The sequence below is a fragment of the Luteipulveratus mongoliensis genome, from assembly GCF_001190945.1.
Taxonomy (GTDB): Bacteria; Actinomycetota; Actinomycetes; order Actinomycetales; family Dermatophilaceae; genus Luteipulveratus; species Luteipulveratus mongoliensis.
On the sequence record NZ_CP011112.1, the window covers coordinates 1497356 to 1520961 of the forward strand.

General features: G+C 68.2%; 20 protein-coding genes. 8 read left to right on the plus strand and 12 right to left on the minus strand.

All coding sequences use genetic code 11. The annotated features are described in order from the left end of the window. Nucleotides 1–375 carry a VOC family protein gene (locus VV02_RS07025; protein ID WP_052590691.1) on the minus strand — a complete coding sequence of 125 codons (375 nt, stop codon included), beginning with the start codon at nt 373–375 and terminating at the stop codon, nt 1–3. A gap of 192 nt (nt 376–567) precedes the next feature. Between VV02_RS07025 and VV02_RS07030 the strand changes: the two genes are divergently transcribed. After that, nucleotides 568–1896, plus strand: coding sequence for an HNH endonuclease signature motif containing protein (locus VV02_RS07030; protein ID WP_052590693.1), 1329 nt, complete (start codon nt 568–570; stop codon nt 1894–1896). 139 nt (nt 1897–2035) lie between these two features. Here VV02_RS07030 and VV02_RS07035 read toward each other — a convergent pair whose 3' ends face one another. Then, a complete protein-coding gene (locus VV02_RS07035) occupies nt 2036–2494 on the minus strand; it encodes a MarR family winged helix-turn-helix transcriptional regulator (RefSeq protein WP_052590695.1) in 459 nt (152 codons plus the stop codon). Nucleotides 2495–2572: 78 nt separating this feature from the next. Here VV02_RS07035 and VV02_RS07040 point away from each other — a divergent pair, with 78 nt between their 5' ends. The 5 genes from VV02_RS07040 to VV02_RS07060 all read left to right on the plus strand — a co-directional run bounded on the left by VV02_RS07040 (nt 2573) and on the right by VV02_RS07060 (nt 10565). Beyond that, nucleotides 2573–3058 carry a methyltransferase family protein gene (locus VV02_RS07040; RefSeq protein WP_052590696.1) on the plus strand — a complete coding sequence of 162 codons (486 nt, stop codon included), beginning with the start codon at nt 2573–2575 and terminating at the stop codon, nt 3056–3058. A gap of 68 nt (nt 3059–3126) precedes the next feature. Beyond that, a complete protein-coding gene (locus VV02_RS07045) occupies nt 3127–5703 on the plus strand; it encodes a DEAD/DEAH box helicase (protein WP_052596658.1) in 2577 nt (858 codons plus the stop codon). Then, nucleotides 5700–8126 (plus strand): malto-oligosyltrehalose synthase, encoded by a 2427-nt coding sequence (treY, locus tag VV02_RS07050; protein ID WP_052590698.1) that lies wholly within the window; start codon nt 5700–5702, stop codon nt 8124–8126. Before VV02_RS07045 ends, treY begins: the two co-directional genes overlap by 4 nt. Then, entirely contained in the window at nt 8126–9934 is a 1809-nt protein-coding gene (treZ, locus tag VV02_RS07055; protein WP_083449980.1) for a malto-oligosyltrehalose trehalohydrolase, read from the plus strand. Before treY ends, treZ begins: the two co-directional genes overlap by 1 nt. Further along, entirely contained in the window at nt 9927–10565 is a 639-nt protein-coding gene (locus VV02_RS07060; RefSeq protein ID WP_052590700.1) for a hypothetical protein, read from the plus strand. Before treZ ends, VV02_RS07060 begins: the two co-directional genes overlap by 8 nt. A 182-nt stretch (nt 10566–10747) precedes the next feature. On the opposite strand, the gene VV02_RS07065 is transcribed toward VV02_RS07060, so the two are convergent. Continuing rightward, a complete protein-coding gene (locus VV02_RS07065) occupies nt 10748–11023 on the minus strand; it encodes a hypothetical protein (RefSeq protein WP_218917371.1) in 276 nt (91 codons plus the stop codon). 123 nt (nt 11024–11146) lie between these two features. Between VV02_RS07065 and VV02_RS26325 the strand changes: the two genes are divergently transcribed. Further along, nucleotides 11147–11332 (plus strand): hypothetical protein, encoded by a 186-nt coding sequence (locus VV02_RS26325; RefSeq protein WP_157063304.1) that lies wholly within the window; start codon nt 11147–11149, stop codon nt 11330–11332. A 3-nt stretch (nt 11333–11335) separates the two neighbouring features. Here the strand turns inward: VV02_RS26325 and VV02_RS07070 are convergent, their stop codons facing one another. The 8 genes from VV02_RS07070 to mshD all read right to left on the minus strand — a co-directional run bounded on the left by VV02_RS07070 (nt 11336) and on the right by mshD (nt 20426). Next, entirely contained in the window at nt 11336–11860 is a 525-nt protein-coding gene (locus tag VV02_RS07070) for a GNAT family N-acetyltransferase (protein ID WP_052596660.1), read from the minus strand. Between the two features lie 225 nt (nt 11861–12085). Beyond that, a complete protein-coding gene (gene pstB, locus VV02_RS07075) occupies nt 12086–12862 on the minus strand; it encodes a phosphate ABC transporter ATP-binding protein PstB (protein ID WP_052590705.1) in 777 nt (258 codons plus the stop codon). 42 nt (nt 12863–12904) lie between these two features. After that, on the minus strand, nt 12905–13810 hold the full coding sequence (pstA, locus tag VV02_RS07080; RefSeq protein ID WP_083450485.1) for a phosphate ABC transporter permease PstA: 906 nt from the start codon (nt 13808–13810) through the stop codon (nt 12905–12907). A gap of 11 nt (nt 13811–13821) precedes the next feature. Further along, entirely contained in the window at nt 13822–14838 is a 1017-nt protein-coding gene (gene pstC, locus VV02_RS07085; RefSeq protein WP_052590708.1) for a phosphate ABC transporter permease subunit PstC, read from the minus strand. Between the two features lie 79 nt (nt 14839–14917). Further along, the gene (gene pstS / locus VV02_RS07090) at nt 14918–16069 is read right to left on the minus strand and encodes a phosphate ABC transporter substrate-binding protein PstS (RefSeq protein WP_052590710.1); all 1152 of its coding nucleotides are present in this window, start codon (nt 16067–16069) and stop codon (nt 14918–14920) included. Between the two features lie 217 nt (nt 16070–16286). Continuing rightward, entirely contained in the window at nt 16287–17243 is a 957-nt protein-coding gene (locus VV02_RS07095) for an NUDIX hydrolase (RefSeq protein WP_245633008.1), read from the minus strand. After that, nucleotides 17240–19528 carry an RNA degradosome polyphosphate kinase gene (locus tag VV02_RS07100; protein ID WP_052590712.1) on the minus strand — a complete coding sequence of 763 codons (2289 nt, stop codon included), beginning with the start codon at nt 19526–19528 and terminating at the stop codon, nt 17240–17242. The genes VV02_RS07095 and VV02_RS07100 overlap by 4 nt, the downstream gene beginning before the upstream one ends. A gap of 19 nt (nt 19529–19547) precedes the next feature. After that, nucleotides 19548–20426 (minus strand): mycothiol synthase, encoded by an 879-nt coding sequence (gene mshD / locus VV02_RS07105; protein WP_083450486.1) that lies wholly within the window; start codon nt 20424–20426, stop codon nt 19548–19550. A 125-nt stretch (nt 20427–20551) separates the two neighbouring features. Here mshD and VV02_RS07110 point away from each other — a divergent pair, with 125 nt between their 5' ends. Continuing rightward, a complete protein-coding gene (locus VV02_RS07110) occupies nt 20552–22393 on the plus strand; it encodes a bifunctional metallophosphatase/5'-nucleotidase (protein ID WP_083449981.1) in 1842 nt (613 codons plus the stop codon). Between the two features lie 100 nt (nt 22394–22493). Here VV02_RS07110 and VV02_RS07115 read toward each other — a convergent pair whose 3' ends face one another. Next, nucleotides 22494–23537 (minus strand): GNAT family N-acetyltransferase, encoded by a 1044-nt coding sequence (locus VV02_RS07115; RefSeq protein ID WP_052590715.1) that lies wholly within the window; start codon nt 23535–23537, stop codon nt 22494–22496. Nucleotides 23538–23606 lie beyond the last annotated feature (69 nt).

Sequence of the window (23606 nt, forward strand, 5' to 3'; positions counted from 1 at the left end):
TCAGCCCTCGCGCTCGGCGGCGCTGCGCTCGATGCAGAACTCGTTGCCTTCCGGGTCAGCCATGACGACCCAGCCACGCCCGTCCGGACGGCGCTGGTCATCGAGCTGGGTGGCGCCGAGCCCCTTGACCCGCTCGACCTCCTCGTCGCGGCGCAGGCCGGGCTGCAGGTCCAGGTGCACGCGGTTCTTGATCGTCTTGGCCTCGGGGACCTGGATGAACAGCAGCGTCGGCCCGCCCTCGACGCGCACGATCGACTCGGGATCGCCCGGCTGGTCCTCCGGGTCCATCGATACCTCGAACACGGCGCACCAGAACTTGGCCTGCTCGTAGGTGTCGTGGCAGTCGAACGAAACGTGATTCACAGCAGTCTTCATGCCGCTGACCCTGGCGCGTACGTCGTCCGCCCGCCACCTCTTTAGCTGCAGTGCCGCGTCCGGCCGTCGTTGTCCACACGCGGTGGACAACGCTGTGGATAAGGGAGGGGGTGTGGAAAACGTTGTGGCGCAACGGTTTTCGGCCCGCTTGTCGATGTCGGGCTGTCGGTACGTGTCGCTACGTTGTTTGGCATGGCCGTTCAACCCACCGATCAGGAGCCGTCCGCCGGGCGGCTCCTGCAGGCTGCCCGGTCGGCGGTCGAGGCGCTGTCCGAGATCGATGGAGCGCCGCTCTGGCCGGCGGCCGGTGCGCAGGTCGAGGAGCTGCTGCAGCTGATCGGCCAGGCGCGTGCGGCGGTCGATCGCGTGGAGGTCGCGCTCGTGCGGGAGGGCAAGGATCGCGGTTTGCACCGCGAGCAGGGCTTCGGCGTCGTGGACTGGGTACGCCTGGTGCAGGGTCGCGCCGGACTGTCGCCTGATCCGGCGCACGTCGCGCGGTTGAATCGCGTTGCCGACACTGCGGTTCGGCCCGCGGCTCGCGCAGTATGGGAGCGGTTCGCTGCCGGTTCATTGCCGCTGGGCAAGGCGGACCGGCTGGCGAGGTTCGAGGCCGACGTATCGCCGGTGGCGGGTTCGGGGGAGGTGGCCGAGAGCCTGGACATCCTCCTCGGCGCGGCCGAGGAGACACCTCAGCAGGCCGGCCTGACTCCACGAGAGCTGCAGATTGCCATCCGTCGCGCGGGCCTGCTGCTCAAGCCCGAGCGGGATCTGGTCGCGGAGCAGGATGCGGCGCGACGGGGTCGGGCGCTCTACAAGCAGCCCGGTCCGGCCGGGTTGAGTGCCTATCGGGTGCTGCTCGACCCCGAAGGTGCAGCTGTTGTCGACGCCGCTATCGCTGCCCTCTCGACACCCATTCCAGGTGAAGGTGGCGAGCCTGATCCGCGGTCGGTGGCGACACGTCGAGCGGATGCGTTGATCGAGGTCGTGCGGCGTGGAGTCTCATCTCCGGGTGAGCAGCCCAAGGCGGCCAAGGCCCAGATGGTGGTGACAATCCCCTTGGCGCAGCTGATCGAAGAGCTCGCGGGGGCGGGCCCGAGCGCAACGGGTCCGGGTCGTTGCTCGAGTTTCGGCGCGAGTGGTGCGGGCATCACGGCGACTGGCGAGGTCCTGGCCGCCGATGTCGTACGCCGGATGGCCTGCGATGCAGGCATCATCCCGATGGTCCTCGGTTCAGCCGGTGAGGTGCTCGATGTCGGGCGCGAGGAGCGCTTGTTCACACCCGCCCAGCGCAGGGCGCTCTGGCAACGGGACGGAGGCTGCACGTTCCCGGGCTGCACGATTCCGCCGCAGTGGTGCGATGCCCACCATGTCGTCTGGTGGTCCCGAGGCGGCTCGACCAGCCTCGACAATGCCGCGTTGCTCTGCCAGCGACACCACACGCTCGTGCACCGACGCGACCTGAGCGCCACGGTGACCGGGACGCAGGTTGTCTGGCAGATCGGTGTCACGGGCCACACCTGATGTCCCCGCCTCGCAGCCCGCCAGTGACGGCGGGCTCGTCGGCATGCCACGCGCGCCAGCTGCATAGCGGTGCCGCGCCAGGTGAGCCCTGGTCGGTGACGCCTGCCGAACGCCACACGCGCGGCGGTGGAGCCCACGGTCACGCGCGGTTCAAGTCCGGCCCATCCTCGGCGGTGCGTGCCAGTGTCGCGGCGAGCGCGTCCCGGATATCCACCGCTACGCCGGCCTCGCGCAGCCGGTCCGACCATGCGGCGTCGATCGCCGCGACCCTCGCGCGCGCAGCCCGGATGGCCTTGTTCCCGCGTGGGGTGAGGACGACCAGCCGGGCCCGACGGTCGCTCGGGTCGGGCTCGCGATCGAGGTAGCCCAGGTCGACCAGCTTGCCCACAAGCTCACCCATCGCCTGATGGGTCATCCCGGCGCGCGCAGCCAGCGTGGTCAGGCGCGTGCCCTCGAGGTCGAGGTTGTAGAAGACCGGATGGTGCGCGGTCGTGATGTCCGCGTAGCCCGCGCCGTGCAGGTGCTCGATCAGCTCGTCGACGATGCGCCGGTCCAGCGCACGGAGCAGGACGACAAGCGGTGCGCGGGCATCGGCCATGCGCGAAGTCTAGCCAGTGCGCAGGCTACCTGCGTAATATGTGCAGGTAACCTGCGCATATCGGGAGAGGATCACGCCATGAGACGTCCGGCGGCCGTCGTAGGAAGTGCGGCCTTCTTCGTCCTCGCGCCGGGCACCGTCGCCGGTCTCGTCCCCTGGACGATCACGCGATGGTCGCTCGGCGGGACCTGGATCACCCAGCTGGCGGGCGGCGTACTGATCGTCCTTGGTCTGGTGCCTCTGGTGTCGGCCTTCGTGATGTTCGTCCGCGCGGGCGGCACCCCTGCACCCGTCGCCCCCACCGAACGGCTGGTGGTCAGCGGGTTCAACCGCTTCGTGCGCAACCCGATGTACGTCGGTGTGGTCGCGATCATCCTGGGCCAGGCGGTGCTGAGTGCCAGCGTCGGCGCCGTGGTGTGGGCGGTCGTGGTGTGGGCGGCGACCGAGCTGTTCGTCCGGACGTACGAGGAGCCCACGTTGACGGCGACGTTCGGTGCTGGGTACGACGCCTACCGCCGCCACGTGCGCCGCTGGCTCCCGCGCCTCACGCCCTGGCGCGGGTGACGTACAGACGTTGCTGACCTCGCCCTTGCGCCACGATGCGGCGATCGTGGGCGAGGATGGAGCGCGACATGACATCTCCTGCCTCGCTCGCCGACCGTATCCCCGCCAAGCCAGACGCCGACACGCTGTACGACGCGTTCGCGGCCTGGGCGACCGAGCGCGGCCTGACCCTCTATCCCCATCAGGAAGAAGCGGTCATCGAGATCGTCGGGGGAGCCAACGTCATCCTCGCGACGCCGACCGGCTCGGGGAAGTCGCTGGTCGCGACCGCAGCGCACTTCGCCGCACTGGCCGAGGATCGCGTGTCCTTCTACACCGCACCGATCAAGGCGCTGGTGAGTGAGAAGTTCTTCGCCCTCTGCGAGACGTTCGGCGCAGACAACGTCGGCATGCTGACCGGTGACGCGGCCGTCAACGCCGACGCCCCGATCATCTGCTGCACCGCCGAGGTGCTGGCCAACATCGCGCTGCGCGAGGGATCGACCGCCGATGTGGGGCTGGTCGTGATGGATGAGTTCCACTTCTACTCCGAGCCGGACCGAGGCTGGGCCTGGCAGGTGCCGCTCCTGGAGCTGCCGCAGGCGCAGTTCGTGCTCATGTCGGCGACCCTCGGCGATGTCGCGATGTTCGAGGAGGACCTCACCCGTCGTACCGGCCGACCAACCGCGACGGTTGCCACGGCCGAACGACCGGTGCCGCTGTCGTTCTCCTGGGCGATGACACCGCTGCACGAGACGCTCGAAGAGCTCCTCACCACGCACCAGGCGCCCGTCTACGTCGTCCACTTCACCCAGGCGGCCGCGCTCGAGCGCGCTCAGGCGCTGATGAGTCTGAAGGTCGCCTCCAAGGAAGAACGCGAGCAGATCGCCGAGATGATCGGTGGCTTCCGTTTCTCGGCCGGCTTCGGCAAGACGCTGAGTCGGTTGGTACGTCACGGGATCGGCGTCCACCACGCCGGCATGCTGCCGAAGTACCGCCGGCTCGTCGAGACGCTTGCGCAGGCCGGGCTGCTCAAGGTCATCTGCGGCACCGACACGCTCGGTGTGGGCATCAACGTGCCGATCCGCACGGTGGTCTTCACCGGACTGGCGAAGTTTGACGGCACGCGGCAGCGGGTTCTCAAGGCGCGCGAGTTCCACCAGATCGCCGGACGTGCGGGGCGCGCCGGCTACGACACCAGCGGCTCGGTCGTCGTCCAGGCTCCCGAGCACACCATCGACAACGCGCGCGCCATCGCCAAGGCCGGTGACGACCCCAAGAAGCAGCGCAAGGTCCAGCGCAAGAAGGCGCCCGAGGGGTCGGTCAGCTGGTCCGAGGAGACCTACGAGCGGCTGGTCGCCGCCGATCCCGAGGCGCTGCAGTCGAGGATGCGCATCACCCACTCGATGCTGCTCAATATCATTGCGAGAGCGGGCGATCCGTTCACCGGCACACGTCGGTTGCTGCGCGACAACCACGAGGATGTACGCCGACAGACTCGCCTCTCCCGCAAGGCCATAACGCTCTACCGCGAGCTGCTGGCGGCCGGTGTGGTCGAGAAGCTCTCAGTGCCAGAGGCGGACGGCAGGCAGGTGCGGCTGACGGTCGACCTGCAGGACAACTTCGCGCTCAACCAGCCGCTCGCGCCGTTCGCGCTCGCAGTGCTCGACGTGCTCGATCCAGAGAGCGACACCTACACGGTCGACGTGGTGTCGGTCATCGAGTCGATCCTCGAGGACCCTCGACCGATCCTGCGCGCGCAGCAGTTCAAGGCGCGTGGCGAGGCCGTGGCCGAGATGAAGGCCGACGGCATCGAGTACGAGGAGCGGATGGAGCTGCTCGAGGAGGTCACCTGGCCCAAGCCGCTCGATGAGCTGCTTGAGGCGACCTTCGAGACCTACCGCAGCAACCAGCCGTGGGTCGGCGAGACCGCTCTCTCACCGAAGTCCGTGGTGCGCGAGATGTACCAGAACGCTTGGACTTTCGGCGATCTGGTCAAGCAGTACGAGCTGTCCCGGTCCGAGGGCATCGTGCTGCGCTACCTGACCGATGCCTATCGCACGCTGCGGCAGACCGTCCCGGACAGCCGCAAGTCCGAAGAGGTCGACGACCTGATCGAGTGGCTCGGCGAGAGCATCCGCCAGACCGACTCCAGCCTGCTCGACGAGTGGGAGCAGCTGACGAATCCTGACGCTATTGCTGGTCGAGTAGACGGAGCGCTAGCGGAGACGTATCGAGACCCGGCGACACCGCGGCCCGTCACTGCCAATCCGCGCGCCTTCCGGGTGCAGGTGCGCAACGCGATGTTCCGTCGCCTCGAGCTTGCGTCCCGTCGCGACTACCCCGGGCTCGCAGCGCTGGACCGCGCTGCTGCCGAGTCGACCGAGCCACCCACCGAGATCGTCATGGACGAAGGCGCCTGGTACGAAGACATTTCCGCCTACTTCGACGAGCACGACGAGATGGCGACGGGTCCGCAGGCGCGAGGTCCGGCGTACCTGCAGGTGACGGAGGGCAAGACGATGTGGGAGGTGCGGCAGGTGATCGACGACCCGGACGACGACCACGACTGGGGCATCGACGCGCAGGTGCCGCTGGCCGCGTCCGACGAGGCGGGTTACTCCGTGATGGTGGTGCTGGGGCTCAACCGGATGGATGCCTCTTGAGCCGGCCTGTCACTGGGACCTATCGGCTGCAGCTGCATGCCGGGTTCACGTTCGCTGATGCGGCCGAACAGGTCTCGTACCTGGCCGATCTCGGCGTCTCGCACCTCTACCTGTCGCCGATCCTGCAAGCCGTCCCCGGGTCGATGCACGGGTACGACGTCGTGGACCACTCGCGCGTCAACGGCGAGCTGGGCGGGCTCGATGGCTTCGAGGCGCTCGTCGAGCGCGCACACGAGCACGACCTGGGTGTGGTGGTCGATGTCGTGCCCAACCACATGGCGTTCAAGACGCCAGAGAACCACGAGGTCTGGCAGGTGCTGCGCGACGGTCGTGACGCCGCGACTGCGGACTGGTTCGACATCGACTGGATGGCCGGCGGTGGACGTATCGGTCTGCCGGTCCTCGGTAAGTCGACGCTGGAAGTGTTGGGGGACAACGAGATTCGCCTCGATGACCTCGATAGTCAACCAGTGCTGCGCTACTACGACCAGGTCTATCCCGTCGCACTCGGCACCGACACGGGCGACAACGTCGGTGAGATCCTGCAGCGCCAGCACTACCGTCTGACCAGCTGGCGTGACAAGGACGACGTCCTCAACTACCGGCGCTTCTTCGAGGTCGACGACCTGATCGCGATTCGGGTCGAGCGGCCCGAGGTCTTCGACGCGACGCACGCGCTGCTGCTCGACCTTCATCACCGCGGCCTGATCGACGGCTTCCGCATCGACCACCCCGACGGACTGGCCGACCCGACGGCGTACCTCGAACGCCTGACCGCGGCCTGCGCCAAGGGCACGCCGATCTGGGTCGAGAAGATCCTCGAGGGCGACGAGCGCCTGCCCCGGGCTTGGGCGTGTGCGGGTACGACGGGCTACGACGCGCTGCGTGCCGTGCAGGTCGCCCTGACCGATCCGGACAGTGCGCAGGTCCTCGACCAGACGTGGGCGGAGGCCGGCGGCAACCCGTCGTTCGAGACCACGGTTGAGGAGGCCAAGCGGCAGGTCGTCGACCAGTCGCTCGCTCCTGAGGTCGACCGGCTCACTCGGCGGGCGCGGGAGTCGCTGCCCGATCTCGACCCGGAGCGACTGCGTGAGGCCGTCGTCGAGCTGCTCGTCGCCGGTGAGGTCTACCGCGCCTACGTACGCCCGGACCACCGCATGACCCGGACGACCCGGGCTCGGATCACCGATGCGTTCACCGGCGCCGTCGCGGCCCGACCGGACCTGCACACCGAGCTCGAGGCCCTGGTGCCTTTGACCGTGATGGCCGACGACGAGGCGACCGACTTCGGGGTGCGACTGCAGCAGACGTGGGGACCGGTGATGGCCAAGGGGATCGAGGACACCTCGTTCTACCGCTGGCACCGGCTGGTCGCGCTCAACGAGGTGGGCGGTGATCCCACCGTGGTGGCCACGGCGTCGCCCGAGCGCCTGCACACGTGGGCGGGCCAGCAGCAGGACCATTGGCCCGGCGGCATGACCACGCTGTCGACGCACGACACCAAACGCAGCGAGGACGTACGCGCCCGCCTGCTGGCACTCGCCGGCGACCCGGCGAACTGGGAGGCGTGCTCGACCGCGGCCCGCAATGAGGCGTGCAAGGCCGACGTCGACGCACCCACTGCGCACCTCGTCTGGCAGACGCTGGCCGGCGTCGGTGACATCAGCGACGAGCGGCTGGCCGACTACCTGCGCAAGGCGTTGCGCGAGGCCAAGGTGCACACCGCGTGGGTCGACGGGGACGAGGCGTACGAGCAGCGCGTCATCGACTTCGCCGTCGCCGCTGCACAGGGCGGCCCGGTGAAGGCGGCCATCGACGCGGCCCTCGCGGCCAACTCCGGCGTGATCCGGGCAGCCGTGCTCGGGGCCAAGCTGATCCAGCTGACGCTGCCGGGTGTGCCCGACGTCTACCAGGGCTGCGAGGCCGTCGACCTGTCGCTCGTCGACCCGGACAACCGGCGCCCCGTCGACTTCGTCGCCCGCCGAGCCCTCCTCGACGCCGGTCCGATCGCGCGAGGTGCCCGCCGAGCGGGTATCGAGACCACCCTCGATGCGGAGAAGGTCCAGGTCACGACCGCTGCCCTTCGCCTGCGCCGCCGGGCACCTGAGGCGTTCGGCGCCGACGGGTCGTACGAACCCGTCCGGTCCACCAGTGAGCACCTCCTCGGTTTCGTACGCCGGCACGAGCCGGGCCTGGTCGCCGGAGTCCTCGGTCGCGGACGGCGTACGACGGTGGCCGTCCTGACCACCCGAGCCGCCGGGCGCTTGGAGCGTTCTGGCGGGTGGGCGGACGCTACCGTCGAATTGGAACTCGGCACGTGGGAGGACCTGCTCGACGGGAGGCAACACGTGATCGACGGGCCACGTCGTTGCGCCGACCTGCTGGCATCGCGACCTGTAGCGCTGCTGGAGAGGCACGTTTGATGGATCCGATCCGCGTGTGGGCGCCTGCCGCCCAGGAATCCGTCGCGCTCGTGCTCGGAGACGGTGAGGGCCGTGAGCTCGAAGACCGTGAGGTCGGCGACCGGGAGGTCGCGATGCAGCGTGATCGGGACGGCTGGTGGGTGGCACCCGAGCCGGCCGAGGTCGGCCAGCGCTACGCCTTTCGCATCGACGGTGGCGACCCGCGACCGGACCCACGATCGCTCCGCCAACCGGACGGCCCGCACCAGTCGTCCGCCGTGGTGGACCTGTCGGCGTACGACTGGCAGGACGGCTCGTGGCGTGGTCGGTCGCTCAAGGCCGCCATCATCTACGAGCTGCACGTAGGCACGTTCACCGAAGCCGGCACCCTCGACGCGGCGATCGAGCGGCTGGACCACCTCCGCGACCTCGGCGTGACGCTGGTCGAGCTGATGCCCGTGGTGTCGTTCCCAGGGGAGCGCGGCTGGGGTTATGACGGGGTGAGCCCGTTCGCCGTGCACGAGAGCTATGGGGGAGTGGCGGCGCTGCAGCGCTTCGTTGACGCCTGCCACCGGCGTGGGCTCGGGGTCTGCCTCGACGTCGTCTACAACCACCTCGGGCCGAGCGGCAACTACCTGTCGGAGTTCGGTCCCTACTTCACCGATCGCTATCACACGCCGTGGGGCTGGGCGGTCAACCTCGACGGGCCGGGCAGCGACGAGGTGCGGCGCTACCTGTTGGACAACGCGCTGATGTGGTTGCGCGACCTGCACATCGACGCGCTGCGCCTCGATGCGGTGCACGCCCTGTTCGACGAGCGGGCGACGACGTTCCTGGAGGAGCTCGCGGCACAGGTGGACGGGCTGTCTGAGACGCTCGGTCGCCGGATGTTCCTGATCGCCGAGTCGGACCGCAACGACCCGTCCACGGTCGCCAAGCGTGGCGTCGGTGGGATCGGCGGCACTGGGCTGCATGCGCAGTGGGCCGACGATGTGCACCACGCGCTGCACGTGCTGCTGACCGACGAGACGCAGGGCTACTACGCCGACTTCGCGGACGAGAAGGCGCTCGCGAAGGTGCTCAACACGCCCTTCTTCCATGACGGCACCTGGTCGGCCTTCCGGCAGCGGCGACACGGTCGGCCGGTGCCTCCCGAGATGCCCGGGTGGCGGTTCATCGCGTCGCTGCAGACGCACGACCAAGTGGGCAATCGCGCTGCAGGAGAACGACTTTCGCATCTTGTCAGCCCAGGACGGCTGGCCTGCGGAGCGGCGCTGCTGCTGACCGGGCCCTACACGCCGATGCTGTTCATGGGTGAGGAGTGGGGCGCCTCGACGCCGTGGCAGTACTTCACCGACCACCAGGAGCCCGACCTCGCGCAGGCCGTCTCCGACGGTCGGCGAGCAGAGTTCGCGGAGCATGGCTGGACCGAGGGCGTACCCGACCCCCAGGACGTCCGCACGGCCGAGATGTCCACGCTGCGCTGGGACGAGCTGGAGAAGCCCGAGCACGACGACCTGCTTCACTGGTACCGCTGGCTGATCCGCCTGCGGCGGGCCATTCCCGACCTGCAGAACGCGCGTCTCGGCTCCACGCACGTCGAACGTCAGGACGGGGTGGTGACCGTACGCCGTGGCGCGCATACCGTGGTCCTCAACCTGTCCGCTCGCGACGTGCCGATCGACCTGCCTGAGGGTGAGGTCGTCCTCGGCTCGCGCGGCGCCTCGGAGATGGACGGCGGTGACGTCATCCATCCCGACGGAGTCGTGATCCGCGGGCCCAACGGCGGCACCGAGACGCACCTCAAGGAGACCTCCCACCATGGATGACAGCACGGCGCCTCGTCACCGGCGCCCGGCGTACCGTCCCGGTGACGAGATGGACGTGGGCGGTGAGTCACCGGACCCGGCACAGCTGAGCGAGATCGCGCACGAGACGGCGGCCGTCCTTGTCGGCGCCGGTCGAGCGAGCACCGATCCGGAGGTCCGGCGGCGACTGATCCACCTCGTCGACGAGCTGGGTTTCTCGACCGTGGCCGAGCTGTGGGCCGGCCGTCCGGCGACGAGCCTGCCCGGTGCACTCTGGCGCCTCTACACCCTGCGTGAGTGGGTCCAGCGGGATCCCGTGGGCGCGTCCGCGGACTACGACGCCGGCGTACGGCACGCGGATGTCGCGCACGCCGTGGCCGGACCCGCCGAGCCGTTCGGGCCGACGGAGATCAAGGACCTCGGCGATGCCATCCTGCGCGGTGTCTTCGAGGGCGACCTGGCCGTCGCGCTCGACCGGGCCGCCGCGTTCTGCCTCGTCATCTCGACCGGCCGGGCCCACCGGGCTGACGACCGGGACGGGCACGACGAGCTCGGCGCCGAATCGGCCACGCGCAGCGCCTCTGCCCTGCTCACCACAGCGACCGATCTGCAGCGCTGCGCTGCCCTCTGGCGCGACGACAAGCTGGACTGAGCAGGGTCCGCCGCACGAGATTCACCGGACCGGGGAACACATTGGCCGGTTCGCGGGTTAGCCTTGTTCGTGCGTCGGGCCGCGGTAGCCCCGGGTCCCAATATTTGCCGCTCCGAGCGGCCATGCGCCGTGAGGCGCTTCCCGGCCCGACGCACCAACCTCTTGCTAGCGCTCTGCGCGGGCTACTTCTCGTCCGTCGTGGCGACGCGGATCTTGTGCTTGCCCTCGCAGGTCAGCTTGTGCTCGAGCGCATCGCGGCGGGCCTTGTCCCGGGCGCGGCGAGCCCGCCCCTGCCAGTCGCAGCTCTTGCAGTAGCCGTACGTGAAGCTCCCGTGCTCCCTGATGTGGTGATCCTCCTCGGGCTCCTCCAGCGGGACCTTGGCCTTGATCTCCTGGTGGCTGAGCCGCTTGAGCTGCTCGTGCAGCTTCTTGCGCTTGCCGCTTCGACTCGGGCCCACGAACTTCATTGTGGGACGTGATCGGCGTCACGTCACCAGGCGGTCCACGTTTGCTACTCGAGGGTTGGGACCTGGTAATCCGTAATGGCCCGTTACCGCGGGTTACACCCTTACTCTGATGCCATGTCGAGGGTGCTCCGGTCAGCGGCGGCAGCAGCCACTGGTGATGACGAGGTCAACGATCCTGACCTGCGCGAGGAGATCGAGCTGGTCTCTGTCCTGGTTGCCGCTGCGCAGCGCCGCGCAGAGCACCTCTCGCTCCGCGAGATCGACCGGCTCCTCGGCGTGCCTCGCGCTGCCACCACCTGACCGTCAGCGCGGAGCCGGCGGCTCGTCTGCGCTCGTCGGCACCAGCGCCTTCTGTGCCCAGGCCACGTCGCGCCACTGACCGTGCTTCCAACCGATGCGACGGTAGGTCCCGACCGGCTCAAAACCCATCGACCGATGAAAGCCCTCGCTCGCGTCGTTGGGCAGCGTCATGCCCGCGGCCGCCATCCGGAAGCCGCGCTCGACCAACCGAGCCAGCAGCACGTCGTACAGCGCCCGTCCTGCTCCACCGCGCCGCCGCCCGACCTCGAGATAGACGCTCACCTCGCACGACCACTGGTAGGCCGCGCGCGCTTTGAACGGACCGCCGTACGCGTAACCCACCACCCGCCCGTCCTCCTCCAGGACCACCCAGGCGTGCGTACGACGCGCGCTGGCGATCCGCTGCGCCATCACCTCGGCGGTGGGCGGCTCGGACTCGAACGTGATGGCGGTGTCGCGGACGTACGGCTCGTAGATCGCCGCACACGCCTCCGCATCCGAAGGCCGGTCAGCGTCCCGAACCTGCATCGTCGTCACCCCACCGACCCTATGATCCGGTCGACCACCGAGGAGAGCGGCCCACATACGCCACGAGCGGCCCACCACTGGGTGGGCCGCTCGTCATGCGTCTGGGCCACTCTCGAGTGGCTGTCGTCGATCAGCCGATCCCTCTGGCTGATCTCCTCGGCGCTCCGGTCCTCGCTCCGCTAGCGCTCCGCTAGCGCTCCGCTGCGATCCTCACGCTGTCGTCGATCAGCCGAAACGACCGGAGATGTAGTCCTCGGTCGCCTTTTCGTTCGGGTTGTTGAAGATCTGCTGCGTGTCGTCCATCTCGATCAGTTTGCCGGGCTTGCCGGTGGCCGCGAGGTTGAAGAACGCCGTGCGGTCCGAGACGCGAGCGGCCTGCTGCATGTTGTGCGTCACGATGACGATCGTGTACTCGTCCTTGAGCTCGTTGACAAGATCTTCGATCGCGAGGGTGGAGATTGGGTCGAGGGCCGAGCAAGGCTCGTCCATCAGGAGCACCTGCGGCTCGACGGCGATCGCGCGGGCGATGCAGAGTCGCTGCTGCTGACCACCGGACAGTCCGGCACCCGGCTTGTCGAGGCGGTCCTTGACCTCGTTCCACAGGTTGGCGTGCTTGAGCGACCGCTCCACGACCTCATCGAGAGCTTTCTTGCCCTTGACGCCGTTGAGCCGCAGTCCGGCCACGACGTTGTCGCGAATCGACATGGTGGGGAACGGGTTCGGGCGCTGGAAGACCATGCCGACCGTCCGGCGTACGCCGACCGGGTCGACGTTGGAGGCGTACAGATCCTGGTCGTCGAGCATGACCTTGCCCTCGACGCGGCCGCCCGGGATGACTTCGTGCATCCGGTTGAGGGTCCGCAGGAAGGTCGACTTGCCACAACCCGACGGGCCGATGAAGGCCGTCACGGAGCGCGGCTCCACGGTCATGGTGACGCCCTCGACCGCTTTGAAGTCTCCGTAGTAGACGTCCAGATCTGAGACGTCAATGCGCTTGGCCATGTGTTGCTACTTCCTCGGTCGGTCGTGTCCGGTGGGACGCGGTCAGTTCTTGATCTTGCTGAAGCGGCCGACGAGCCGGCCGACCAGGTTGAGGATCAGGATGAGCAGGATCAGCGTGCAAGCTGCGGCCCAGACCCTCTCGGCGTTGGGCGCCAGGGCCATGTTCTCCCGGCCGGCGTTGATCATGGTCGGGAGCGTGCCCATCTGGCCGCTGAACAGATCCGTCGAGATCGACCGGAAGTACGGCGCCAGGATGATGAGTGGCGCCGTCTCGCCCATGACGCGCGCGAGACCGAGCAGGATGCCGGTGATGATGCCCGACAGGGCAGTCGGCAGGACGACCTTGGTGATGGTCTTCCACTTCGGGACACCCAGGGCGTACGACGCCTCGCGCAGCTCGTTGGGCACGAGCTTGAGCATCTCCTCGGTCGAGCGCACCACGACCGGCACCATCAGCAGCACGAGGGCGAGGCAGACGGCGAACGGCGCCCGGCCGAACCCGAAGGTGCTGAACCAGACCGCGTAGATGAACAGGGCGGCGACGATGGACGGCACGCCGGTGAGGATGTCGACCATGAAGCTGACGATCCGCTTGAACTTGCCGCCGCCGTACTCCACGAGATAGACCGCGGTCAGCACGCCGATCGGCACCGCGATGATGGCCGTACCGAAGGCCTGGAGCAGCGTGCCCTGGATGGCGTGGATCGCACCGCCGCCTGATTCGCGGTTGGTGATCCCCTGCTGGGAATGGGTCCACCACTGCGACTCCAGGAGGAGCGAACCGCCCTTGATGACGACCGTGGCGATGATCCACACCAGCGGGACCAACGCGACGAGGAAGGCCAGCCACATGACGACCGTCGCGGCCCGGTCCTTGATCGCGCGCGAGGACGACTTGGGACCCAGCCCGGCCGGGACGTCGACGGAAGGAGGAACTCTGTCGGCCATGTCGACGGTGCTCATTCGGTGAAGGCCTTCCGACGCTCGATGACGATTCGCGCGATGGCGTTGACGATGAAGGTGAGGATGAACAGCACCAGGCCGGCGCTGATGTAGGCACCTGTCTTGGAGGGCGAGTCGAACTCGCCAGCGTTGTTGGCGATCTTGGATGCGAAGGTCTCACCGCCGGAGAAGATGGACCAGCTCCACGGCGCTCCGTCCGGCAGCGACGAGACGATGATCATCACAGCGACGGTTTCACCGAGCGCGCGGCCGAGCCCGAGCATGGCGGCCGAGATGACACCCGGCTTGCCGAACGGCAGCACCGCGGTGCGAATCATCTCCCACTTGGTGGCGCCGAGCGCGAGCGCGGCCTCCTTGTGGGCGGTCGGCGTCTGGGCGAACACCTCGCGGGAGAGAGCGGTGACGATCGGCAGGATCATGATCGCCAGCACGACGGAGACGAACGCAACCGTGCTGGCGGCCGTCGCGCTGGTGTCCTTCTCGAAGAGGGGGAACCAGCCGAGCACCGCGGTGAAGAAGTTCTGGATCGGCTCGAAGTACTGGCCGACGACGTAGGCGCCCCAGAGGCCGTACACGATCGACGGCACAGCAGCGAGCAGGTCGACCAGGGTGGCCGCGGACCGTGCCATCCAGCGCGGTGCGTAGTGCGTGATGAACAGCGCGATGCAGACCCCGAGTGGCACGGCGAGCAGCATCGCGATGAGCGAGGAGATCGCGGTGACCCAGAACAATCGGGCGATACCGAACGCCATGTTGTTGGTGTCGGTGACGTCCCACTTCTGGGAGGTGATGAAGTTCGCCTTGTTGTCGGTGAGGGCCGGGATGGCCTGCACGATCAGGAAGACCCCGATCAGGGTGACCAGTGCGACCACGAGGATGCCGGCGCCTTTGGCGAGACCTCCGAAGATTCTGTCGCCTACCCGACCGGTCGAGGCGCTGTCGCCCCGAAGGGGCGCCTTGCCGTCGGGGTCTGGTGTCTCGTCAGCGATCGACACACCCGTCACGGAGGTCATGGGGCTACCTATCTGAAGTACTGGTCAGAATGCCCGTGTGCTGGGACATCCCGTCAGGATGCCCCAGCACACGAGTGAATCACTGAATGGCGTTGATCGCGGTGCTGACCCGGCCGCGGATCTCGTTGGGGAGCGGCGCGTAGCCGATCTCCTCGATGCCCTTCTGCGTGTCCTCCGAGCTGAAGTGGTTGAGGAACGCCTTCACGCTCTTGGCAACCTCAGCGTCCTTGTACTTGGAGCAGACGACCTCGTAGGTGACCAGGACGATCGGGTACGCACCCGCCTCCTTGGTCGCGTAGTCCAGCTTGAGCTTCAGGTCGTTGCCCTGACCGTCGACCTTGGCCGCACTGACAGCCTTGCCGGCCGACTCACCGGTCAGCTCAACGGCGCCCGCGCCGTTGTCGATCTGTGCGACGCCCAGCTTGTTGTCCTTCGCAGCGCCCCACTCGGCGTAGGTGACGCCACCGTCGGCACCCTTGACCGCAGCGGCGACACCGGCCGTCTTGGCCTTGCCCTCGCCCTTGCCCGACCACTTCTTGGCGGGCTCAGCGGTCCACTTGTCCTTGGCCGACGCCGCGAGGTACTTGGTGAAGTTCTCGGTGGTGCCCGACTCGTCGGAGCGGAAGAACGGCTTGATGGCCGTGGCGGGCAGCGTCGTGCCCTTGTTGACCGCGACGATGGCCGGGTCGTTCCACTTGGTGATCTTGCCGTTGAAGATGTCAGCCAGCAGGGCCGGCGTCAGGACCAGCTTGTCGACACCCTTGAGGTTGTAGGCGATCGAGATCGGGCCGGTCACCATCGGGATGTTCCAGGCCGGGGAGCCGCACGCCTTGGCAGCGTCCTGCACCTCGGTCTTGCCGTCGGTGCCCTTGAGAGCCGAGTCCGAGCCGGCGAAGTTGATCTGGCCGGCGATGAACTTCTTGATGCCGTCGCCGGACCCGGTGCCGTTGTAGGTCACCTTCTCGTTGGCGCAGACGTCCTGGAAGTTGGAGATGGCTTCCTGGATCGCGTTGTCCTGGGCGGTGGAGCCCTCCGCGGTCAGCGCCTTGCTGCCGCAGGCGACGTCGCCGGAGCCAGCAGTGTCGGCACCGGTGCCGGATGCGGACGAGCTCTTGTCGCCGCCGGCGCTGGACTTGTCGCCGCCGGCGTTGTCGTCAGAGCCACAGGCCGACAGGGCGAGCGCCCCGACCAGGGCGATACCGGACACTCGGCCGATGCGCGTGATCTTCACGTTCGAAACCTCTCAAGAGGACAGGGTTTGTATGGACGAGCATTGACCCGTCGCGGTGACAGTAGGCAGGTCGTATGAAGTGATATCCCCGCGTGGGTAAACACGAGATGAACGTCGCGGGAGCCTCTGGGCACGATCCGGAGACGCGAACATGAGCGGAGGGTGAACCACGCCGCGTCGACTCGTGCTGCTCAGCGTCCGTGCACTCGCACAGAAGTCAGACCCGGTGCCGTTCGACCGTAGCGATTTTTGCCTCAGCACCGCGTCGTATGACCTGACAGACCAGGGCCTCGCCCTTCTGCAGGCCGTCCTCGACCAGGTCGGTCAGCGTGCTGAGCGCGGCCGAGCCTGGCAGCGCCTGGTCGGCGAGCCGGGTGAGCATGGCGGGCAGCAGCGGCCGGTGCGTACAGATCACGGTGGCCTCGGCGCGAGTAAGGGCCTTCTCGACGTGCTTGATCGCCTTGCCCGGGTCCTCGGCGTAGCCCTCCTCGGACAGTCCACCCTTGCCGCGTACGGCGATGTGCTGGCTCTTCGCGAACGCCGACACCGTCGCCATGCATCGCTCGGCCGGGGAGGACAGCACCCGGGTGATGCCGTACGCCGCGATCAGGGGTGCGAGGACCTCGGCCCGAGCGCTTCCTTCCGCATCGAGCGGGCGATCGTGGTCCGGCCCGTCCCACTTGCCGCGGGCGATGGCTTCGGCATGGCGGACGACGAGCAGTGGCCAGGTCTGCAGCAGCCCGCGGCGCTCGGCGTCCACGAGCGCCTGCAGCTGCAACCCATCCCGCACGTGAGTCAGTCGCCCGAACGCCTGGGCATCGGTCATCCATCGCACGTCGTCGACCTCGTGGTCGAGCGCGCCGCTGCCGCCGATCGCCTCGGCTGCCCAGTAGCGGACCTCCTTGAGGTCGCCGCGCGGCAACGGGTAGACCGCGCGGGGCAGAGGCATGCCGAGCCGGGCGACGAGCCCGGTCTCCTCCTCGACCTCGCGGACGGCGGCGCCGGCCCAGGTCTCGCCCGGGTCGAGCTTGCCCTTGGGCCAGGACCAGTCGTCGTACCGGGGCCGGTGGATCATCGCGACCTCGAGGCGACCCTTGCGACGACGCCAGAGCAACGCACCCGCAGCCGCGACGGGCTGCTGGCCGTTGATCCCTGGACCGGACGAGGACGTCACCGCCGGCGAGCCTTGCGTCGACGCTTGGCGTACTGGGCGACGAGGTCGGCCTGCAAGTCGGTCAGCGGTTCACCGTCCGATGCGAGGTGGTGGCGCTCCCACTCGCCGTCGCCCTGCAGGTGCCAGGAGGAGGTGTCGTCGGACATGCCCTCGTCGAGCATGGTCGTCAGCGTCGCGACGTGGCGGGGGTCGGCCAGCCGCACCAGTGCCTCGACGCGGCGGTCGAGGTTGCGGTGCATCATGTCCGCGCTGCCGATGTAGACCACCGGGTCGGCGTCCTCGATCTCGAACAGGAAGACCCGGGAGTGCTCGAGGAAGCGACCCAGGATGGACCGCACCCGGATGTTGTCCGACAGGCCCTCGATGCCGGGGCGCAGCGAGCAGATGCCGCGCACCCAGATATCGACCGTGACACCGGCCTGCGATGCGCGGTAGCAGGCGTCGATGATCTTCTCGTCGACCAGCGAGTTGACCTTGATGGCGATCCGCGCACGCAGACCCTGCCGCGCGGCCTCGGCGGCACTGTCGATGCGCTCGATCAGCCCGGTGCGCACCGAGCGGGGCGCGACCAGCAGGCGCTTGAACTTCGAGCGCGGAGCCATGCCCGACAGCTGGTTGAACAGCCGGGAGAGGTCCTCGCCGACGTCCGGGTCGCAGGTCAGCAGGCCGAGGTCCTCATAGAGGCGGGCCGTCTTGGGGTTGTAGTTGCCGGTGCCGACGTGACAGTAGCGGCGGATCTTCTCGCCCTCGGACCGTACGACGAGGCACAGCTTGGCGTGCGTCTTCAGCCCGACCATGCCGTAGACCACGTGCACGCCCGCGCGCTCGAGCTTGCGGGCCCAGACGATGTTGTTCTCCTCGTCGAAGCGCGCCTTGATCTCGACCACGGCCAGCACCTGCTTGCCGGCCTCGGCCGCCTCGATGAGGGCGTCAATGATCGGCGAGTCACCGCTGGTGCGGTAGAGCGTCTGCTTGATGGCCAGCACGTTGGGGTCGTCGGCAGCCTGCTCGATGAACGCCTGCACCGAGGTGGAGAACGAGTCGTACGGGTGGTGCAGCAGCACGTCACCCGAACGCATCGCCCCGAAGACGTCGGGAGCCGTGGCCCGCTCGATGGGAGCCAGGTCGGGGTGGGTCATCGACCCGAACGCCGGCCAGCGCAGCTCCGAACGGTCAAGATCCGCAACGATATTCAGGCCGCGCAGGTCCAGCGGCTCGGGCAGCCGGTAGACCTCCTTGGCGTGCATGCCGAGCTCGCGCACGAGCAGGTCGAGGACGTGCTCGTCCATGTCCTCGGCGACCTCGAGGCGCACCGGCGGACCGAAGCGGCGCCGGGTCAGCTCCTTCTCGAGCGCGGTGAGGATGTTCTCGGCGTCGTCCTCCTCGACCTCGAGGTCTTCGTTGCGCGTCACTCGGAAGGTGAAGTGCTCGCGTACCTCCATGCCGGGGAAGAGGTACTGGAGGTGCTCGGCGATGACGTCCTCGAGGGAGACGAAACGGGCGTCGTACAGCTGGTCGGCACCCTCGACGTCGGGCAGCTGGACGAAGCGCGGCAGCAGCGGCGGCACCTTGACCCGCGCGAAGTGCTCGCGCTCGGTCTTGGGGTTGATGAGCAGGACAGCGAGGTTGAGCGAGAGCCCCGAGATGTAGGGGAACGGGTGCGCCGGGTCGACCGCCAGGGGCGTCAGCACCGGGTAGATCGTGCCGCGGAACAGGTCGTTGAGGTATTCGCGGTCGGCATCGGTGAGGTCGTGCGGACGCAGCAGCGTGATGCCTTCGTCCTCGAGGGCCGGCCGGATGTGGCGCTGGTAGACCCGGGCGTGCACACCCATCAGCTCGTGCGCGGCACCGGAGATCTCATCGAGCACCTCGCGCGGCTCGAGGCCGGACATCGACGGTGTGGCGATCCCTGCCGCAATCCGGCGCTTGAGACCGGCCACCCGGACCATGAAGAACTCGTCCAGGTTGCTCGCGAAGATCGCGAGGAATCGGGTCCGCTCCAGCAGCGGCACCGTCGGGTCGCTGGCGAGCTGCAGCACGCGCTCGTTGAACTGCAGCCAGGACACCTCGCGGTCCAGGAACCGGTCCTCGGGGAGGTCCTTCTGCTGCGCCGGCAGGTCGGGCGCCAGGCGGATGAACTGGCCGTTCTCAGCCCGCGCGCGGGGGACCCGCTGCTTGAGGCGGACGACCGAACCGCCCTCGGTGACCGTCTGCGTCGCCGCTTCCACCGCGTCCTGGGTGGGGTCCTGCACGGCTTCGCTCGCGGTGTCCGACTTGGCGTTCATGGACCCATCGTTGCAGGCGTTAGTGAACCGCGCGCGAATACATCACGTCGAGCGCGGACCGCTGGAATCCAAGGCGTGAATAGGTGGCGATGGCGGGGGCGTTGTCGCCTTCCACATAGAGGTCGATGGTGCGGGCACCACGTCCCGCGAGGTGGCGCAGACCGAGTGCGGTGACCACGCCGCCGAGCCCACGACCTTGGTACGCCGGGTCGACCGCCACGACATAAACCTCCGCCTCGTCAGGCGTGCGCTTGGTCCAGTGGGAAGCAGCCAGCGCGCCCGTCTCCTCGTCTTCGATCAGGATCAGCCCGGCCGGGTCGAACCACGGTTGTGACATTCGGTCCTGCAGGTCCGCCATGGTCATGCGCCCCTGCTCGGGGTGAAAGCTGAACGCCCGTGCGTTCACGTCGAGCCACGCCTGCTCGTCCTGGCCTGGCTTGAACGTCCGAACGTGAAAACCCTTGGGCACCAACGGTTCTGCTGGCGGATGCGCTTCGACGTCGAGTGCCATCTGCCACAGCTCGCGTACGACCTCCAGGCCCGCCGAGCGCGCCAGCGCCTGAGCGCCGTCGAGGTTGCCGTGCGCCCACACCCGGGCGTCCGGGCGGGCCTCGAGCAGAGCGTCGAGGACGGCTCGGCCCTCGCCCTGCTTGCGCCGTGCCGGGTGGACGACCAGCTCCGCGGAGCCGTCCGTCCCCACATGCCCGTACGCGCCCAGGTCGCCGTTGGCGCGCACGATGAGGTGCGTGGGTACGGCCGACCCGGGCTCCGGCGTACGGCCCAGGGACAGGAGGGTCTCCTCCGACAGGGGCGCGACGCGATCGGCGGCCTCGGCCGCGCTCGCGAGGGTGCGGACCGCGTCCACCTGTGCCGGTTCTAACGACGATGCCTGTTGCATGGTCGGCATTCCATCACGTGGGGTTCACCGAAGGTTCTGCCAGGACGGCCGTGCAGGTGCTCCGGCGGCGCTAGCCTGCGCGGGTCGCGCGTACCCCGCGCCGAACACCTCGAGGAGTATCCGTCATGACACGACGACTGACCCAGGGCCTGGCCGCTGCGGCGATTGCCGGTGCCTGCGCCGTCTCGCTCGCCATGCCCGCGACCGCCAGCGGACACGGGCCCGACAGCTCTGGCAAGGGGCACGGGTTCGACCCGACCATCCCGATCCAGCTGCTGTCCTACAACGACTTCCACGGCAACCTCGAGGCCCCGTCGGGCTCCGGCGGTCGCGTCGTGGTCGACCACAAGCTCGACCCCACCACCGGCCTGCCCGTCGATGTCACCGTCGACGCGGGTGGCGCCGAGTACATGTCGACTCATCTGAAGCAGCTGCGCAAGAACAAGTGGAGCTCGTTCACGGTCACCGCCGGCGACCTGATCGGCGCGTCGCCGTTGCTTTCGGCGGCCTTCCACGACGAGAAGACCATCGACGCGCTCAGCATGATGGGCACTGACGCCTCGGCGGTCGGCAACCACGAGTTCGATGAGGGCTCGACCGAGCTGCTGCGTATGCAGAAGGGCGGCTGCCTCAATGACGGGGACGGCGCCAACAACCAGAACTCCTGCCCGGACGGCGCGGGCACCTACAAGGGCGCGAAGTTCGCCTACCTCGACGCCAACGTCATCCGTGAGGACACGGGCAAGACGCTGCTGCCGTCGTACACCGTGAAGTGGAAGGGTGGCATCCCGGTCGCATTCGTCGGGCTCACCCTCAAGGAGACGCCCGACATCGTCACGGCGTCGGGCATCAAGGGTCTGAAGTTCGAGGACGAGGTCAAGTCGGCCAACGCTCTCGTGCCAGTGCTCAAGCGTCGCGGGATCAACGCGATGGTCATCCTGATCCACCAGGGCGGCAACCTTCCCAAGGAGGACTGGAAGGGACCGGATGGCAAGACGTACCAGGTGAATCCGTCGTACAACTACGTCTGCGGCAAGGGCGGCGCGCTCGCTCCCGACTCGCCGATCATCCCGATCGCCAAGGGTCTGGACCCGGCGTACGACGCGATCGTCACCGGCCACACGCACCAGTCGTACAGCTGCAACATCCCGGACCCCAAGGGTCAGCCGCGCACGGTGACGTCGGCGTCGTCGTTCGGTCGGCAGATCACCGAGACCACGCTGCCGTTCAGCCTGCGCACGCTCGACATCGTCCGGTCCAAGGTCACCACGCGCGACGTCATCGTCACGCGCGACGTCGCCAAGGACCCGAAGATGACGTCGCTGATCGCCAGCTCGCAGGAGAAGGTCGCGCCGATCGCCAACAAGGTGCTCGGCACGATCACCACGGACGTCACCAAGACCCAGAACGCCGCGGGTGAGTCCCCGCTCGGCGACCTGATCGCGGACGCGCAGCTGGCCGACCCGTCGACCGTGACCGGTGGCAAGACGCCGCAGATCGCGTTCATGAACCCGGGCGGTATCCGCGCTGACCTGCCGTTCGCGCCGGACAACGGGTCGGTGACGTTCGGTGACGCCTTCACGGTGCAGCCGTTCAACAACTACCTCGTGTCGCTGGACCTGACGGGCGCTGACATCTACGCCTTGCTCAACCAGCAGTGGAACGGCACCAACGCGGCCTCGCCCAAGGTGCTGCAGATCTCCAAGGGCTTCACCTACTCCTGGTCCGCCGCGACCAAGCAGGTCGTGCCGGGCAGCGTGAAGCTGAACGGTGCGGCCATCGACCAGGCCACGTCCTACCGGGTGGTGACCAACAACTTCCTGCAAGGCGGAGGTGACGGGTTCGCGGCCTTCACCAAGGGCACCGGCGTCTACTACGGCGGGCTCGACATCGACGGGTTCGCGGCGTACCTGCAGAAGGTCTCGCCCTACACACCGGCCGCGCTGGACCGCATCACCGTCCAGTAGTCCTTCGCTGATCGAGTAGGTCGAGGCGCTAGCCGAGGCCGTATCGAGACCACAATGCCCCGGTCACCGCAATGGTGACCGGGGCATCGTCGTACGCCGCCTATCCCGCGCCCGGGAGCGTCTCGTCGAGGAGCAGGTGCCGGGTGCCGGACGTCTCGGCGAACCCGAGCGAGGTGTAGAGGCCGAAGGCGCCGGACGGGTTCTCGCTGTCGACCCCGATCTCGGCGGCCTGCATACCGTCGGTCTGCATGACCCGCATGGCCTCGAGCAGCAAGGCCGTCCCGATGCCACGACCGCGGTACGCCGCGCGCGTGCCCAGCTCGTCCAGGTAGCCCGCGGTGTAGCCCTGAGGCTCCCAGTCCTGCTCGTACGCGCAGCTGACCAGGAAAGCCACGAGCGAGCCGTCGGTGTTGTCCACGGCCACCCGCGACCAGCCCGGACGGAACGCCGAGTCCTGCAGCTGCTCGCGCCAGACATCGAGGGGCCGGTGCGCGAATCCCCAATGATCAGCGAAGGTTTCGTTACGCAGATCCAGGATCTGGGCAGGGTCTGCGTCCTCCCACGGCTTGATCGTGATGCCGTCGATCGTCGGGACCGCCACAGTCTCATCGAGCCGGTAGTGCCTGGTCAGCTCGGCGTAGTAGCGATGCATCGTCAGCCCGAATCGCTGCGCCAGTCGACTCTCACTGTCGGCCTTGCTGTCGCTGTAGACGCTCATGCGCAGGGGGCCCTGGTCGGGTGCGTGGCTCTCGGCGTACCACGCACGGGCGGCGGCGACCTGCCACGCCATCACCGCACGTCCGATGCCCTCGCCTCGGCGGCTCGGGTGTACCGACCCGCGGAACCAGGCACGACGAAGGGAGCCGTCACGATCGGCACAGCGGCAGGACGCGACAGCGACGATCTGGCCGCCGGAGTCTCGACCGGCGAGCGTGTCGCGCTCGGGTCGGTTGCGAGGTGAGGTGAGGTACGAACGGAGGTCGTCCGCCCCCACGCGCTCACTTGGCTGGTCGGCCCCTTCGACGTCTGCGTAGTACGCGTGCAGCGCCGGGACGTCCTCGAGCGTCCAGGGCTTCCAGCTGAGGCCGGCGGTGCGGTCGAGAGCGGCGCGGGTCTCGTCACGAGCGGTCTGGGCGGAGGTCACCGGCCCAGCCTGGCGTACGTGCGAAGCAGTTCGCCGTCAGGGGCGTCGGCCCGGCCTCTTGCCGTACGT

Coding starts and splice junctions, on each gene's coding strand:
- VV02_RS07025 (WP_052590691.1), bottom strand. CDS start 375: ATGAAGACTGCTGTGAATCACGTTTCGTTCGACTGCCACGACACCTAC.
- VV02_RS07030 (WP_052590693.1), top strand. CDS start 568: ATGGCCGTTCAACCCACCGATCAGGAGCCGTCCGCCGGGCGGCTCCTG.
- VV02_RS07035 (WP_052590695.1), bottom strand. CDS start 2,494: ATGGCCGATGCCCGCGCACCGCTTGTCGTCCTGCTCCGTGCGCTGGAC.
- VV02_RS07040 (WP_052590696.1), top strand. CDS start 2,573: ATGAGACGTCCGGCGGCCGTCGTAGGAAGTGCGGCCTTCTTCGTCCTC.
- VV02_RS07045 (WP_052596658.1), top strand. CDS start 3,127: ATGACATCTCCTGCCTCGCTCGCCGACCGTATCCCCGCCAAGCCAGAC.
- treZ (WP_083449980.1), top strand. CDS start 8,126: ATGGATCCGATCCGCGTGTGGGCGCCTGCCGCCCAGGAATCCGTCGCG.
- VV02_RS07060 (WP_052590700.1), top strand. CDS start 9,927: ATGGATGACAGCACGGCGCCTCGTCACCGGCGCCCGGCGTACCGTCCC.
- VV02_RS26325 (WP_157063304.1), top strand. CDS start 11,147: ATGTCGAGGGTGCTCCGGTCAGCGGCGGCAGCAGCCACTGGTGATGAC.
- VV02_RS07070 (WP_052596660.1), bottom strand. CDS start 11,860: ATGCAGGTTCGGGACGCTGACCGGCCTTCGGATGCGGAGGCGTGTGCG.
- pstB (WP_052590705.1), bottom strand. CDS start 12,862: ATGGCCAAGCGCATTGACGTCTCAGATCTGGACGTCTACTACGGAGAC.
- pstA (WP_083450485.1), bottom strand. CDS start 13,810: ATGGCCGACAGAGTTCCTCCTTCCGTCGACGTCCCGGCCGGGCTGGGT.
- pstC (WP_052590708.1), bottom strand. CDS start 14,838: ATGACCTCCGTGACGGGTGTGTCGATCGCTGACGAGACACCAGACCCC.
- VV02_RS07100 (WP_052590712.1), bottom strand. CDS start 19,528: ATGAACGCCAAGTCGGACACCGCGAGCGAAGCCGTGCAGGACCCCACC.
- mshD (WP_083450486.1), bottom strand. CDS start 20,426: ATGCAACAGGCATCGTCGTTAGAACCGGCACAGGTGGACGCGGTCCGC.
- VV02_RS07110 (WP_083449981.1), top strand. CDS start 20,552: ATGACACGACGACTGACCCAGGGCCTGGCCGCTGCGGCGATTGCCGGT.